The 15,565-nt window shown below is 61.8% G+C and carries 14 protein-coding genes and 1 other RNA gene; 14 read left to right on the top strand and 1 reads right to left on the bottom strand.

Going from position 1 to position 15,565, the window contains the following annotated elements; genetic code table 11:
• Window positions 1-334: 334 nt before the first annotated feature.
• The 6 genes from HCZ87_RS10770 to ssrA all read left to right on the top strand — a co-directional run bounded on the left by HCZ87_RS10770 (window position 335) and on the right by ssrA (window position 6,295).
• Window positions 335-1,006, top strand: a complete 672-nt coding sequence (locus HCZ87_RS10770; RefSeq protein WP_167643762.1) for a hypothetical protein — start codon at window positions 335-337, stop codon at window positions 1,004-1,006.
• A gap of 2 nt (window positions 1,007-1,008) precedes the next feature.
• Window positions 1,009-2,022, top strand: a complete 1,014-nt coding sequence (locus tag HCZ87_RS10775; RefSeq protein ID WP_167643763.1) for a hypothetical protein — start codon at window positions 1,009-1,011, stop codon at window positions 2,020-2,022.
• Between the two features lie 140 nt (window positions 2,023-2,162).
• The gene (locus tag HCZ87_RS10780; protein ID WP_254868598.1) at window positions 2,163-3,737 is read left to right on the top strand and encodes a peroxidase; all 1,575 of its coding nucleotides are present in this window, start codon (window positions 2,163-2,165) and stop codon (window positions 3,735-3,737) included.
• Between the two features lie 10 nt (window positions 3,738-3,747).
• A complete protein-coding gene (locus HCZ87_RS10785) occupies window positions 3,748-5,094 on the top strand; it encodes a cytochrome P450 (RefSeq protein ID WP_254868599.1) in 1,347 nt (448 codons plus the stop codon).
• 11 nt (window positions 5,095-5,105) lie between these two features.
• Window positions 5,106-5,900 carry a glutathione binding-like protein gene (locus HCZ87_RS10790; RefSeq protein WP_167643764.1) on the top strand — a complete coding sequence of 265 codons (795 nt, stop codon included), beginning with the start codon at window positions 5,106-5,108 and terminating at the stop codon, window positions 5,898-5,900.
• 38 nt (window positions 5,901-5,938) lie between these two features.
• Window positions 5,939-6,295: a transfer-messenger RNA gene (ssrA, locus tag HCZ87_RS10795) on the top strand.
• A 118-nt stretch (window positions 6,296-6,413) separates the two neighbouring features.
• Here ssrA and HCZ87_RS10800 read toward each other — a convergent pair.
• Window positions 6,414-7,145: a FadR/GntR family transcriptional regulator gene (locus HCZ87_RS10800; protein WP_167643765.1), complete on the bottom strand. Its 732-nt coding sequence runs from the start codon at window positions 7,143-7,145 to the stop codon at window positions 6,414-6,416.
• Window positions 7,146-7,268: 123 nt separating this feature from the next.
• Between HCZ87_RS10800 and HCZ87_RS10805 the strand changes: the two genes are divergently transcribed.
• From HCZ87_RS10805 to HCZ87_RS10840, 8 genes are all read left to right on the top strand, one after another.
• Complete coding sequence (locus HCZ87_RS10805) at window positions 7,269-8,048, top strand: DUF2182 domain-containing protein (RefSeq protein ID WP_254868600.1); 780 nt, start codon at window positions 7,269-7,271, stop codon at window positions 8,046-8,048.
• A 13-nt stretch (window positions 8,049-8,061) separates the two neighbouring features.
• A complete protein-coding gene (locus tag HCZ87_RS10810; RefSeq protein ID WP_254868601.1) occupies window positions 8,062-8,748 on the top strand; it encodes a DUF1326 domain-containing protein in 687 nt (228 codons plus the stop codon).
• A gap of 68 nt (window positions 8,749-8,816) precedes the next feature.
• Window positions 8,817-9,932: a dimethylsulfoniopropionate demethylase gene (locus tag HCZ87_RS10815; protein WP_167643766.1), complete on the top strand. Its 1,116-nt coding sequence runs from the start codon at window positions 8,817-8,819 to the stop codon at window positions 9,930-9,932.
• A gap of 14 nt (window positions 9,933-9,946) precedes the next feature.
• Window positions 9,947-10,942, top strand: a complete 996-nt coding sequence (gene acuI / locus HCZ87_RS10820; protein ID WP_167643767.1) for an acryloyl-CoA reductase — start codon at window positions 9,947-9,949, stop codon at window positions 10,940-10,942.
• Window positions 10,943-11,084: 142 nt separating this feature from the next.
• Window positions 11,085-12,308, top strand: a complete 1,224-nt coding sequence (locus tag HCZ87_RS10825) for an aminotransferase class V-fold PLP-dependent enzyme (protein WP_167643775.1) — start codon at window positions 11,085-11,087, stop codon at window positions 12,306-12,308.
• A gap of 20 nt (window positions 12,309-12,328) precedes the next feature.
• Window positions 12,329-13,750, top strand: coding sequence for a deoxyribodipyrimidine photo-lyase (locus HCZ87_RS10830; protein WP_167643768.1), 1,422 nt, complete (start codon window positions 12,329-12,331; stop codon window positions 13,748-13,750).
• A gap of 111 nt (window positions 13,751-13,861) precedes the next feature.
• Window positions 13,862-14,302, top strand: a complete 441-nt coding sequence (locus HCZ87_RS10835) for a TrgA family protein (protein ID WP_167643769.1) — start codon at window positions 13,862-13,864, stop codon at window positions 14,300-14,302.
• Window positions 14,303-14,323: 21 nt separating this feature from the next.
• Entirely contained in the window at window positions 14,324-15,439 is a 1,116-nt protein-coding gene (locus tag HCZ87_RS10840) for an NUDIX domain-containing protein (RefSeq protein ID WP_167643770.1), read from the top strand.
• The last annotated feature ends 126 nt before the right edge of the window (window positions 15,440-15,565 follow it).

Below are 15,565 nucleotides of genomic sequence, written 5' to 3' on the forward strand. Positions count from 1 at the left end.
AAGTCGAGGGGAAAAACGATCATTTTTTACCATCCAATCAAAAAAATACCGCAAAGCCACCCGTAACCAATTGCACAGCTGTGTTTTTATTCTGCGCTGATACCCAAGTCGCCCAGAAAAAAGAAATACTCAGGTCGTGAAAACAGGCGATCCGGGCCGCGACCCACCGCAAAGGCCTGCGCAGCGAGGGCGCGGTTTGTGACGGCGCCGCTCATTTGGGTGACGTTGCGGCAAGTTTCTTTTGACAGGAGGGGAAATTTTATCGCCTAATACAGGCTATAAGTGTGCAGCCTCCGGGTGGCTGTTTTTTTAGAGAGTGTATTGGAGGCCAGACATGTCAAATGTAGCCGGCAAAGCCTATGCGATGAACGTGGTCACACCCAGCAACCCCAAGATCACCTGGGTCAATCGTCTCTTGTTCATGGCCTCGCGCGGGCTGCCGTCGAACCTGATGGGGCTACTTGGCCTGTCGCTGATCCATTTTGCCCGCTGGGTGATTATCAAACGGGATCAATGGCCGGATCTGGGGCAGGGCAAGGAGGAGCTGGATAGCGACTATATGTTGTTCTGCTCCAATTTTAACGGCACTTGGGATCAATATATTGATGCGTTTTCCGATGGTATTCCAAACGGTCTGAACCTGTTTTGGTATTCGGCCACGAAATATCCGCTTTCGATTCCGATTTCTCCGTTCAAAGATTATATTACCTATAATCAGATCGGAACGGATTATTATTACAACGCCACCCCCGGCTCGGCGCAGCGGGATGTGAAATCGGCGCTCAAGGTCTATGACACCGTGCTCGATCTGGCCAAGGCGCATCAGGGCGCCAGTGCCGAGAGCTTCGCCAAAGCCTACGCCGCCGCCGTGTTGAAGGTTCAGAACGATATGGGCGATCCGGGATTTGGCCCCGTCGCCAGCCTCGATACGGAGCGCGCCGACATCAACCGGCTGGTCTATATTCGCGACGCGCAGACGCGTTTTGCCAGCAAGCGGGAGGCGTAAACATGGCCGATCTTGACACCGGGCATCTGTTTCTGACCTTTCTCGCGCCGATCAAACGGGGCGGGCCCAAGAACGACGTCTCCTATACGCAGAAGATGCGCATCGAGCTGGCCAAGCTGCCGCCGGCGCATCAATCCCCCGCGACCCAGAAAACGCCTTTCGCCGCGCCTTTTGCCCGCAACACGCGGACCCATTTTGCGCGGATGTTTGTGCTGGATGATGTGGTCTACAACGGGCGCAACGCTCAGGACGCGCTGGTGGCGACGATCAAAAAGGTGAACACCGCCGTTCCCGAACATGTGGACGGGCTCAAATCCTCCTATCTTGTGTTCACCGCCGATATCGACGCGATTTCAAAGGACGGCGATCCGCTCCCCAGCCATCTTAGTGCGAAACAGCAACGCGAGGTGCGCCGCGCCTATGCGGAACTCCTGTGGGAGACGATGGGCGAAGAACTTGTCGCGATCTTTCAAAATTGCCACGGGTTTGACGGGGTGTCGGATGCGGCGTCCTTTGCCACCTATCTGGAGCGCTGCCACGTGGAAACCACGATGCCGTTCCACGATTATTATCTGGAGCTGCCAAAGTTCAACATCCTGCCGGTGAAGCTGCTGATCGGTGCGGTGCTGGTTCCGGCGATCGTCGCGCTGGTGGCGCTGGTGCTGCGCGTCCTTGGCATGATCACGCTGCTTGGCATGAACACGCTGATGCTGGCGCTGGTGGCGGGCGGGCTGACCTGCATCGCCTTTTTCCTGTCGGTCCGCTACGCGATCTCAAACGGCGCAAAGCCGCTTGCCCCCGCAAAATACGACGACCTGCCGACGGTGCTCAAATCGCTCTATACCCAGCAGCGCTTTGCCGATTTCGTGGCGGACAATCAGGGCAAGGACCCCGAGGCGCTTCAGGCCGCCTTTGGCCAGTTTCTCAGCGATGTGGCCCCCGGCAATCTCGCGGGGCCGACCCAGAGCCCGGGGGTGATTTCCAGCTCCGCACCGCAACCCCAGGATCGTGTTTGAGGATTGAACAAGATGACATTTGAGCTGAATCTACACGACATCCAAGGCAATGTGACCCGCGCCTATGGTCGTTTCCCTTTGCCCGCTATTTCTTTTTTCAGATCCGCGACCCCTCCGCCGGTCGCGCCTTTGTGGATGCGGTGCGCAAGCAGGTCACCACGGCGGCGCGCTGGCCGGAAGAGGCGGATAAGCCCAATTGCACGGTGAATATCGCCTTCACCTTTATGGGGCTGTATTGGCTGGAGGTGCCCAACCGCACGCTTCAGGGCATGCCGGATGTGTTCATCTCCGGCATGCGCTCGCGCGCCTCGATGCTGGGGGATCGCGACCCGACCAAGACCGCCGGCGATGATCCCGACTGGGACAAGGACTGGGACCCGATCTGGCAGGGCAACCGCAAGGATGGTCTGGGCGGCAAGGAGGATGTGCATATCCTCGTGACGCTGAATGCCCAGTCCGATATTGGCGACGCCCGCCCGGGCACGCCCGACTACCTTGCCCGCATTCAAAAACCGCATCCCGATCTGGAGGCCCGCACGGAATGGCTGCGCGGGCTGACCAATGATTACGTTGTCCTTATCGAGAAAAACGGCACCTCCGGCGATAAACCCTATCAGGAGGCCTCTGCCGTTTTTGATGATTTCGGCGGCATCAAACTGCCCACCGCGCGCGAGCATTTTGGCTTTACCGATGGCATTGGCGATCCGGTGTTCAAGGGCCAGTACCCGCCGGAAAAGGAAAAAACCGCAGTGATTGGGCGCGGCAAGCGTATGGGCGAGGGCTGGCAACCGCTGGAGACGGGCGAGTTCATCCTCGGCCACCCGGATGAGAGCCAGGAGCTGCCCCCCACCGCCATGCCGCCGGAATTCATGCAGAACGGCACCTATATGGCCTACCGCAAACTGCATGAAAATGTATCGAGTTTTCATAGCGTTGTGCAGGAAGAGGCGGAGCGCTACGCGCAGGTCATGCATATCGACCTCTATGAGGCGAAGGAAACCATCCTTGCCAAGATGTGCGGCCGCTGGTCGGACGGGGTGCCCCTGGCCAAAGTCTCGACCTTTGCCGAGTGGGTGGCCTTTGGTCAGGCCGGTGGATGGCTCGATGACAAGGGTCATTTCATAATGAAACCAGAGGCCTGGAATAAGAACCTCAGCTATATTCGCACCCCCGATGCCTCTGATTTTCGCTACGCCGATGACATGGCAGGTTACAAATGCCCCGCTGGCGCACATATGCGGCGGATGAACACGCGGGATTATCTTGACCCGCTGAACAAATTCGGCGTGGACCCGGATACCGGCGAACAGTTCAAGAATGAGGACGCCACCCATGCGCTGAACAAACGCCGGCGCATCCTGCGGCGCGGGCTGCCCTATGGGCCGCCGAATTTCGACCCCCGCGATGACGACAGCGAACAGGGTGTGATCATGATGATCATGGGAGTGGATCTGTTCCGCCAGTTCGAATTCGTGCAGCAGCAATGGATTCAATACGGGCTTGATTTTCATCAGGGCAACAACACCTGCCCGATGCTGGGACGGCACGATCATCACACCCGCCACACCATCCCGTCGGACCCCAGAAGCGGCAAGCCCCCTTATGTGATGACCAAGCTCAAGACCTTCGTGGAATGCCGTGGCGGTGATTACTTCTTTGTGCCCTCGATGATTGCGCTTCGCATGATTGCGATGGGCATTGTCGATCCGACCTGAGGGGGCGCTTATGTTGGCACGACTGACCGGAAGCCTCACGGCACTGGCGCGCCTCTTGATGGTGCTGTTTGAGGGGCTGACCTCGCTGCTCTGGCTGATCGCCAAGGGCGCGATCACCTTTGTCACCGGCGGCAAGGCGGCGCTCTTGCCGTTTTTTACCGCCGCGTCGACACAGGGAAAGGTCTTTGCCTGCCTGCGCGCCTTTTGGCCGAACCTGTCGCTCAAGGCGGTGTTCATCAAGGCCTATGACAACAGCGGCACCGCGGTGGTGACCCGCCACGACGATTGTCTGGATGTGCTGAACCGCAACGCCGATTTCGAGGTGGTCTATGGCACCCGCATGCGCAAGCTGACCGATGGCGAGAATTTCTTTCTCGGCATGCAGCCGGGCTGGGAGTACAACCGCGACACCTCCGCCATGCGGCTCGCCGCACGCGGGCCGGATGTGGCGGAGATCGTGCTGCCCCGCGCCGCCAGCCTGTCGCAGGAGATCGTCGACAAGGCCGGTGGCAAGATCGACCTGGTGCCGCAGCTCTCGCTTCTGGTGCCATGGGATATGACGGATCAGTATTTCGGCGTCGGCGGCGAGATGGAGACCATGCAGGACTGGGCCACGGTGCTGTTCTGGTATCTCTTCGAGGATCTCGGCGCCGATCCCGAACTGGACGCAAAGGCCATGCGCTATGCGGCGGGCATGCGCGACTATCTCGATGCGGCGATTGCCGAGCGCAAGGCCAATCCCGATGAGCGTCCGCAGCTCCTCAATCGCTGCCTTGCGTTGCAGGGCGCAGGCACCCCGGGGATGGAGGATCTGGGCATCCGCAACAACCTCCTGGGGCTGTTGATCGGTGCGATCCCGACAATTTCCAAGGCATGCTGCCTGGCGCTGGACGAGCTATTGAACCGGCCCGAGGAACTTCGCCGCGCGCATGAGGCCGCCAAGGCGGATGATCCTGTTTTTGAACAGTTTATCTGGGAGGCCCTGCGCTTTAACCCGCATAACCCGGTGATCTATCGCCGCGCCATTCACGACACGGTGGTCGCCAAATCTACCCTGCGCGAGGCCAGGGTCCGCAAAGGGCAGATGGTCTTTGCCGCGACGCTGTCGGCGATGTTTGACCGCTATCAGATCGAGGCTCCGAATGCGTTCCGCACCGACCGCCCCTGGGAGGACTACATTATCTGGGGCTATGGCATGCACACCTGTTTTGGCGCGGCGATCAATAAGGCGGTGATCCCGGCGATCCTGAAACCGCTGATCGCGCGCCCGAACCTGCGCCGCGCGCCGGGCGCGGCAGGGCAGATCGACAGCGGCGGCACGCCGCATCCGCAGCATTTCCATCTTTTGTTTGATTAGGAGGGCTGGCGATGACGCTTCCGCTTCTTGTGACGCTGTTGCCCTCCACCGATGTGGATCTTGGCCGCTGGCTGCTGAGCCACTACGGCGTCGCCTATACCGAGCGCCCCCATGCGCCGGTGTTCCATGTGCTTGCGCTCAAAAGCTGGGGCGTCAGTGCAGAGGGCTATCCGCTGATGGTCTCCGCCGACCGGCAGCAGAAATACCCCGGGGTGGACCCGATCACCGAAGCGCTCGACCCCACCATGTCCGCCGAGCTGCGGCTCTGGCCGGACAAGGCCACACAGGCGGATCTGTGGGCCGAGGTGAACAGCCTGCAACATGAGGCGCGTTTCACCATCGGCAATGCGGTGGTGAACTGGTCCTATTGGAACCTTTTGAAATATAAATCCGTGGTTTGGCCCTCGCTCACCACCTCGGTGCCCTGGTACGAAAAACTGACCTGCGCGCTCGCCTTTCCGTTGATCCGGGGGCTGATGTACAAGGGGCTGAAACTGGATCAGAGCGTTGCGGATCAAGCCTTGCAGCAGATCTACGTCGGATTCGACCGCTTTGATGCGCGGCTGGCGGATGGGCGGAGCTATCTGGCGGGGGATCGGCTGACATTTGCGGATCTGGCGCTCGCGGCCTCGCTGGCGCCGATGATCCTGGCGCAGGGCTATCACGGCATGTTGCCGGACGAGGCCCGCTGCCCGGTGTTTATGCAAGAGGTCTATAAGAGCCTGCGCCAACGCCCCACCGGGCAGTTTGTTCAACGCATGTATGATAGCCACCGCGCGGCGCAGATCTTGCAGGTCGCGACATAGGAGCTGGCCATGGGGCAGGGGGGCGAAAGCCCGTGTCGCCCCTTGAACCGGCGGAAAAGATGCTCCATATTACTCCTGTCCTTCGGGACTATGGATGTAGACGGATTCTGTGCGACTATTCAGGACCCCGGGGCGGTACCGGGCGGGTCCACCACAAGCGCTCTGATCGGCAGAGCGTTTTTGATGGGCCCGAAATAGGATCGACTGGTGGTTAAGTGGTCTCTTGCATCTCGGCTGTCTGCCACCGTTATCGGCGAAAACAGTACAATTGCAAACGACAATCGTGCTCCGGTTGCTCTGGCTGCGTAAGCAGTTCGAGTCGAACCGACTTTAAGTCCTCTCGCCTAGCAGCGTGAGGCGGGGTTCGCAGGTACCTGGCAACAGAAACCTGCACTTTACCCCCCCCAAAAAAAATATGTCGCCCCACGGTGGGTCTGTCATGTGGTTCCGCTTGGCGCGGAAGGCGCTGACGCGCGGCCTCCGGCGGGGATATTTGGAAAAAGATGAAATCAGTCAGGCTTTGGTGCGGCGGCGGGTGAAGACATCGCGGGCAAGCTTGCGGGTCTCTTCTTCGAGCGCAGCCAGCCCCGCGACCGCATCCGAACCGCTGCCGGTCTCGATGGCGTCGGCGATGCGGCTGTGCAGGGCCAGGATGGTTTGCCGGTCGCGGGCGGTGAAGGTGATCATATTCATCAGCGGCTGCATGGCCTCGACCGCGCCGGCCAGCTGATAGCTGAGCACCGGATTATGGGCGCTGTCCACCAGCGCGCGGTGAAAGGCCACGTCGGAGGCGCAGAAAGCCTCGTCGGTCAACCCTGGCTGGCCCTGGCGGAAAATTTCGGCCCGCATGGTCGCCAGCTGATCGGCGCTGCGCCGCGCGGCCGAGAGAGGTGCACAGGCGCGCTCCAGCGCATAGCGCGCCTCGCAGGCGGTATCGAAGCTCACCGCATTCATGCTCAGCAGCAGCGTCGAGGTGGTGACCTGCTGGCTATAGGCATCTTCAAAACTGAGCCGATTGACGAAGGCGCCGCCACTGGCGCCGCGTTGCGTGCGGATCAGTGATTGCGCCGCCAGCCGTTTCAGCCCCTCGCGCACCGTGGCGCGGGAGACCTGGAATTGTTCGGCCAGTTCCGCCTCGGAGGGCAGGCGTGCATCCACGATCAGATCGCCCGCGACAATGGCGTCCCGGATCGCGCTGGCGATCTGGGCAGAGAGATCTGCCGGGTTGTTCGGGTCGATCTTCATGGATTTTTCCCTCACGTCGCATCGGGTCTTGAGAAATTTTATTTGTCAGACATTTAAAAGTCTGACATTTCATGTGCAAGAGGTTTTGACTCGCGAGACGGTGAAGAGGACTCGGGTTTGGACATGCTGAAGACACGGCTGACAGAGGGGATGCGCCAGATGAGCGGCCTGCATTGGCTGCTGCTGTTTGCCGGCATCCTGCTGTGTTGGCTGCTGTTGTTCCTGGCCTCTGTGCCTGCGGATCTGCGTGCGGCGGGGGCGATCTATGGCGCGGAGTTCTGGCGCAGCCTTTGCACCATGACGCCGGATGCGGCGGGGCTGCTGCGGATGATCCTGATGTGGGCGCTGATGTCGGCGGCGATGATGGCGCCGACCGCGCTGCCGGCCTTTGCCACCTATGACGACCTCAGCCATAGTGCCGAGGGCACGCGGTTTGGTGCGCTGGTTGCTGGCTATCTGGCGGTGTGGTTCGGGTTTTCGATCCTTGCGGCCCTGTTGCAGCTGGCCTTGCTGCGTGCCGGGTTGATCAGCATCTTTGGCGATAGCCGCTCGGGGCTGCTGTCCGGCGGGCTGTTGATTGTCGCCGGGGTCTATCAGTTCACCGCGCTGAAAGAGTCCTGCCTCAGCAAATGCCGCCGTCCGCTGGTGTTCTTCATGCAGCATTGGGAGGAAGGCCCCTGGCGCAATGGTCTGCGCCTTGGTCTGGTCTGCCTGGGCTGTTGCTGGGCGTTGATGCTGCTGGCCTTTGTGGGCGGGGTGATGAACCTGGCCTTCATGGGGCTGGCGACGGTTTTTATGGTTCTGGAGAAATTGCCCGAAATCGGGCGCTGGCTCACCCGTCCGATGGGTTTGGTGCTGCTGGTGGCCGGATTTTGGTTCAGCGTGACATCAGTGATATCGTAGGAGGAGACACATCATGGCGAGCGACCGTATCGAGACGGCAACGCGGATCGACACCCCACATCCGGAAGCGCCCAAAGCGGCGCAGGGCACCGTGCCCTGGGCGATCAAGGGCGAGCTGATCCTGAACTGCAACTGCACGGTGTTCTGCCCCTGCGTTGTTTCGCTGGGCAAGCATCCGCCAACCGAGGGCTATTGTCAGGCCTGGGCCGGCGTGCGCATCGACGAAGGCCATTTCGGCGATACGGATCTTTCCGGGTTGAACGTCGGCTTGATCCTGGAAATTCCCGGCCTGATGGCACGGGGCAACTGGAAGGCTGCCGCCTATATCGACGAACGCGCCAGCGATGCCGCCTATGACGGGTTGATTGATATTTTCTCGGGCAAAGCGCGCGGAACCACCGGGCTCTTCAAGGTGCTGGTCAGCGAATTCCTCGGCGCCGAGCGCGCGCCTGTGCTGTTTGAAACCGAGGGTAAGACCCGTCGTCTGATCGTCGGCAAGCAGATCCATGGCGAAGTGGTGCCGGTGGCTGGTGCCAATAGCGACGAGGACATCGTGGTCACCAATACCGAATATTGGATGGGCGCGGATATCACCGTTGCCACCGCCACCAAGGGCCGGGTTCGCGCCTTTGGCCGGGTCTGGGATTTCGACGGTCGCTCCGCCGAGATCTGCCAGATCGACTGGAAAGGTCCGCGCTGAGATACCTCTGGCGGCCTTGGGGAACCGGGGCCGCCGCTTTGTGATATATGCCTTGAAAGGGTTGACCCATGGCATTGATTACCCCAGGTATTTCCCTCTCTCGCCGTCTGCGCCGCACGCCGTTTTCCGACGGGGTCGAGGCTGCGGGCGTGAAGGGTTACACGGTCTATAACCATATGTTGCTGCCCACGGTTTTCGAGAGCGTCGAGGCCGATTATCACCACCTCAAACGTCATGTGCAGGTCTGGGATGTGGCCTGCGAGCGGCAGGTGGAGCTGCGCGGCCCGGATGCGGGGCGGCTGATGCAGATGCTGACGCCGCGCGACCTGCGCGGGATGACGCCGGGCCAGTGCTACTACGTTCCGATCGTGGACGAGACCGGCGGCATGTTGAACGACCCTGTCGCGGTGAAACTGGCCGAGGACCGCTGGTGGATTTCCATCGCCGACAGCGATCTGCTCTATTGGGTCAAGGGCATCGCCAATGGCTGGCGGCTTGATGTGCTGGTGGATGAACCCGACGTCTCGCCGCTTGCGGTGCAGGGGCCCAAGGCCGAAGAGCTGATGGTGCGCGTCTTTGGCGAGAGCATCCGAAGCATCCGCTTCTTCCGCTTTGGCGTCTACCAGTTCGAGGGGCGCGACATGGTGATCGCGCGTTCGGGCTATTCAAAACAGGGCGGGTTCGAGATCTACGTCGAAGGGGGCGATATCGGCATGCCGCTGTGGAACCGTCTGTTCGAGGCTGGCGCGGATCTGGAGGTCCGGGCGGGCTGTCCCAACCTCATTGAGCGAATCGAAAGCGGGCTGCTCAGCTACGGCAACGACATGACCGACGACAACACCCCGCATGAATGTGGGCTGGGGCGCTTCTGCAATACCCACACCGCGATCGGCTGTATCGGTCGCGACGCGCTGTTGCGGGTGGCCAAGGAAGGCCCGGTGCAACAGATCAGTGCCATTTCGATCAAAGGTGACGCTGTGCCGCCCTGTGATCGCTATTGGCCGCTCTTTGCCAATGGGCGCCAGGTGGGGCGGATCTCCTCCGCCGTCTGGTCGCCGGATTTTGCCACCAATGTGGCGATCGGCATGGTGAAGATGACCCATTGGGACGCGGGCACCCGCCTCGAAGTGGAAACGCCGGAAGGAATGCGCAATGCGACCGTCCGGCAGGAATTCTGGAATTAAAAGGAGAGATCAAGATGTTTAAAGCACTTGTTATGACGCAGGACGCGGAGACGGGCAAAGCCTCCGCCGCTATTCAGGAGCTGGACCTCGCGGATCTGCCCGAGGGCGAGGTCACCGTTGCGGTGTCCTATTCCACCGTGAACTACAAGGACGGCCTCTGCCTCAGCCCGAAGGGCGGCGGCTTGGTGCGCAAATACCCGCATGTGCCGGGCATCGACTTTGCCGGCACCGTCGAGGAATCCTCGGATCCGCGCTACAAGCCCGGCGACAAGGTGGTTCTGACCGGCTGGCGCGTGGGCGAGGCCCATTGGGGCGGCTATTCGCAAAAGGCGCGGGTCAAGGCCGATTGGCTGGTGCCGCTGCCCGAGGGGCTGGACGAGCGCCACGCCATGGCTGTTGGCACTGCCGGTTTCACCGCCATGCTCGCCGTTATGGCGCTGGAAGACCACGGGCTGACCCCCGGCAATGGTCCGGTTCTGGTCACCGGTGCGGCCGGCGGCGTCGGCTCTGTCGCGACGGCCATCCTTGCGCAGCTTGGCTATGAGGTGGCCGCCGTCACCGGACGCCCCGAGACCGCCGATTACCTCAAGAGCCTCGGCGCGACGCAGATCGTGCCGCGCGAAGACATCAACGAGACCGTCAAACGTCCGCTGGAAAGCGAAACCTGGGCGGGCTGCGTTGATGCGGTTGGCGGCGATATGCTGGCCCGGGTGTTGGGGCAGATGAAATATGGCGCGTCGGTCTCTGCCGTCGGTCTGGCGGGGGGCGCCGCGCTTCCGGCCACGGTCATTCCCTTCCTGTTGCGCGGGGTGAACCTTCTGGGCATCGATTCCGTGATGCAGCCCTATGATAACCGCCTGCGCGCCTGGCAGCGGATCGCCACCGATCTGCCGATGCAGCGGCTGGATGACATGGTGCACCCGGCAACGCTTGCGGATCTGCCGCAGCTGGGGGCCGATATCCTTGCCGGTCAGGTCAAGGGCCGCGTGGTGGTTGATCTGAACGCCTGAGCATAATCTTCGCGCGCGGCCTCCCGGTGGCGCGCGATTTTACCTGTCGGCGCGTCATTCGGGCGCAAAGATGCGTTTGTGGGCTTGATCTTATGGCGTGAAATTGCACTCTCTGCGGCAGCAATCGCCGGGGAGAAAAGAGATCGCCATGGATATTGATTTTGTCCGCAAACAGTTTCCTGCCTTTCAGGAGCCCTCGCTTCAGGGGCAGGCGTTTTTTGAAAACGCCGGTGGGTCCTATACGTGCCAGCAGGTGATCGACCGGCTGTTTCGCTTCTACACCCAACATAAAGTGCAGCCCTATGCGCCCTATGCCGCCGCCGAGCAGGCCGGGGCAGAGATGGACGAGGCCCGCAGCCGCCTGTCGGCGCTCCTGGGCGTGGCCCCCTCGGAGCTGAGCTTTGGCCCCTCCACCACCCAGAACACCTATGTCCTGGCGCAGGCCTTTCGCAAATTCCTGCAACCGGGCGAAAAGATCATCGTGACCAATCAGGACCACGAGGCCAACTCCGGCCCCTGGCGTCGCCTCGCCGATGAGGGGATCGAGGTCCTGGAATGGAAGATCGACCCCGGAACCGGCCATCTCGACCCGACCGCGCTGGAACCGATGCTGGACGAGAGCGTGCGGCTGGTCTGTTTCCCCCATTGCTCCAATGTGGTCGGCGAGATCAATCCGGTGACGGAAATCACCGCGCTGGCCCATGCCGCGGGCGCCTTTGTCTGTGTCGATGGGGTCTCTTACGCGCCGCATGGGCTGCCCAACGTCAAGGATCTTGGCCCGGATATCTATCTGTTTTCCGCCTATAAGACCTTTGGCCCGCATCAGGGCATCATGGTGATCAACTCGGCGCTGGCAGAGCTTCTGCCCAATCAGGCGCATTATTTCAACGCCGATGTAGCCTATAAGCGCTTCACCCCGGCGGGGCCGGACCACGCCCAGGTCGCCGCCTGTGCCGGCATGGTGGATTATTTCGAAGCCCTCGCCACCCATCACGGTGCGCCCAGCCCGCGCGGGGCCGATATGGGCGGTTTTGTTCATGATCTGATGCGCCAGCGTGAAATCGCCCTGCTGCAACCACTGCTGGACGCGGTGAAGGATCGCAATGATCTGCGCCTCCTCGGGCCCTCGGTGGCCGAGGATCGCGCCCCCACCGTCGCGCTCGCCCTTGGCCGTGCGGCAGAGCCGGTCGCGCGTCAACTGGCGGAACATAATATCATGGCGGGCGGCAGCGATTTCTACGCCGTGCGCGCGCTGGAGGCGATGGGCCTTGATCCGGCAAAAGGGGTGCTGCGGCTCAGCTTCACCCATTACACGACGGAGGCCGAAATCGCGCAGCTGATCGAGGCCCTGGACCGCGTCCTCTGAGGCGGCACAAAGGAGAGACAATGGCTGACACCCCTCCGGTGATCTGGTGGATTCGCCGTGACCTGCGCCTGCATGACAATCCAGCGCTGAAGACGGCGCTGGAGCATGGCGCGCCGGTGATCCCGCTCTATATCCTCGATGCACAAGACGAGGCCCTGGGCGCGGCCGCAAAGTTTCGCCTCGGCCTTGGCCTTGCGCATTTTGCCAGGACGTTGGAGGGCATCGGCAGCCGTCTGATCCTGCGCCGCGGCGCGGCCTTGCAGGTGCTCAAGGATCTGACGCAGGAGATCGGCGCGGGCCATGTGGTCTGGTCCCGGCTCTATGACCCGGAGGCCACCACCCGGGATACGCAGATCAAGGACGCGCTCAAAGCATCTGATATCACGGCGAAATCCACCGGCGGTCGGCTGCTCTTTGAGCCCTGGACGGTGGAGACAAAGGCTGGCGGCCCCTTCAAGGTCTACACCCCGTTTTGGAAAACGGTGCGCACGCGCGATGTCGCGCCGCTGATCCCGCCGCCCAGCCGGTTGCCCGCGCCCGCGCAATGGCCCGCAAGCGATAACCTTGCGGACTATGCCATGGACGCGGCGATGAATCGCGGCGCCGATGTGCTCGCACCGCACTGCCGTGTCGGCGAACAGGCCGCGCTGGATCAGCTCGCGTTGTTTCTGGACAGCCGCGTGGGGGCCTATGCAACCAAGCGCGACATCCCCGCCGCCGATGCCACCTCGGAGCTTTCGGAAAACCTCGCCTGGGGCGAGATCAGCCCGCACCGGATCTGGCATCTCGGCATGCAGGCGCTGGAGGGGGGCGGTGCCGGCGCCGAACACTTCCTGAAAGAGCTGGTCTGGCGCGAGTTCGCCTATCATCTGATGTTCCACACGCCGCATATCCTGACCCGAAACTGGCGGACGGAGTGGGACGACTTCGGCTGGCGAGAGGAGCCGGGCGAGGATCTGTTGCGCTGGCAACAGGGGCAAACCGGATATGATTTTGTCGATGCGGCGATGCGCGAGCTTTATGTCACCGGCAAGATGCACAACCGCGCCCGTATGGTGGTGGCAAGTTTCCTGACCAAACATCTGATGATCCACTGGAAATACGGCATGCAGTGGTTTGCCGATTGCCTGGTGGACTGGGATCCGGCCGCCAACGCCATGGGCTGGCAATGGGTGGCGGGATGTGGCCCGGATGCGGCGCCGTTCTTTCGGATTTTCAACCCCGACGGCCAGCGGCAGAAATTCGACCCCGATCAGCGCTATACCCGCCGCTGGCTGGCGGAGGGGCAGGCCCAGCCGCCGCAAACCGCGCTGGATTTCTATCGCGCGATCCCCCGGAGCTGGCCGCTCACGCCGGATATGATGCGCGCCCTGCCTGTGATCGACCTCAAGGCGGGCCGCGAACGTGCGCTGGAGGCCTATGCGCAGCGCAAGACGCAGTGAAACCTTCGCACCACTGGGCAGCGCCTTGTAAAGACACCGAATCCGCTGGATTTATGACCGGGCTCTGCGTAGCTTGACCAGAGTTTGACCGCCGAATTGGATGACCCGCCTATGCCCACCGCAGCCCGACTTATTGCGGCCCTTTCTCTGGCCATCCTCGCCTTTGTGGTCTCGGGGCAGATCATGCCGCTGATGCCCCAAGGCACGGATTTTGGCTATTTTACCTATGTAAACATGGGGTTGGGCATCATAGTTGGTTGGCGCCTCATGGGGCCGCGGGCCGGTCGGGGGCGGGTCTCTGGCATCAACAACGGTCTGACCGGCATGGCGGTTCTCTTGCTCAGCGGCTTGTTTGTGCAGGGCGCGGTGGAGATGTTCCGCCTGGCCTATCGCCATATCTACGACAATCCGTTTGACGCGCTGGCGGCGATTTTCACCATCGCGCTGGAGTATTTCTTTGTGATTGCGGTGCCGAATGTTCTGCTGACGCTGGTTATCGGCGGCGTCATCTGCGGGCTGGTGACCGATGTCGCAAAGGCGCGCTGGAAATAGACATATGAAAGAGGGGATCGCGTGACGGACCTGTTTGTAGCGGGGGCCCTGAGCCTGCCGAATGTGAGGGACGCCGTCCTGGGCCACCCGCTGACGCCGGAGCAAACGAGCGCCGCCGTATTGGCGGATCACCAGCTGATCCTCGCAGATCCCGCCGCGCATCCGGCGCTGTTGCCGCAGGTCGGCGCAGCGGTCGATGGTGTGCTGCTGCGCGGCCTATCAGATGAGGATCTCGCCGCAATATACTATTATCAAAGAAGTTTTTCCCGCCACCCTGTCCAGATCACGGTGCGAGCTGCGACAGCAATGGTAGCGGCCCTCACCTATGTCTGCCCGCCGCAACAGGACGCACCGCCGGTCACCCTTCAGGACTGGGCGCAGGGCTGGGAGGACGTGGCGGCCCGCATGGCGGCGGAGATCATGGCCTTTCACGGGCGCAAACCCGCCGCCGAAATCCCCAAATCCCTGCCCTCGATGCGACGGCGCGCGACGTCCTGGCGCGCGGCGCGGGCACGGCCCGGGGATGCCAATTGGGATCTGTCGCGCGATGTCGTGGTCAAGGCGCATCGGCGCGAATATATGAACTTCTTCGCGCTGGAGGAAATGGACCTCCAGCATCGCAAATTTGACGGCAGCATGAGCGAGGTGATGAACCGCGGCGCCATACTCGTCGGCGAGGCGGCGGTTCTGCTGCCCTATGACATCAAACGCGATGCGGTGCTTTTGATCGAACAATTTCGCGCTCCGGCCTTTCTCGCGGGAGATCGCGATCCTTGGATATGGGAGCCGCCCGCCGGTCTGATTGATCCGGGCGAAACCCCGCAACAGGCGGCCCGACGCGAGGCGATGGAGGAAGCAGGGCTGGAGGTCGGCCATATGGAGCTGTGCGGCAGCCTCTATCCCTCCAGCGGCTCTTCCGGGGAATATGTCCATATTTTTTGCGGGCTTGCGGTTTTTTCTTCAATCGAGGGCGGCGGCGGGCTGCCGGGCGAGGGCGAGGATATCCGCAGTAAAGTCATCTCGTTCCACGAATTGATGGCGGGGGTGGACGATTGTACCTTTCGGGACATGCCTTTGGTGACAGCGGCGCTCTGGTTGGCGCGACACCGGGACCGTCTCCGCGCCGAATTCGGCTGACAGGGGAAAACCGGCCCATCGAGCCGAGCGCGAACCCTTGTGATCGTGCCAAGCCCCGGCTACATCAAAGGGGAACGAGTGAAAGGGATCCCCATGCGCATTGCACGCGACCTGGCCGATGCGGTC

The sequence above is a fragment of the Phaeobacter sp. HF9A genome (assembly GCF_011806385.1).
GTDB lineage: Bacteria > Pseudomonadota > Alphaproteobacteria > Rhodobacterales > Rhodobacteraceae > Epibacterium.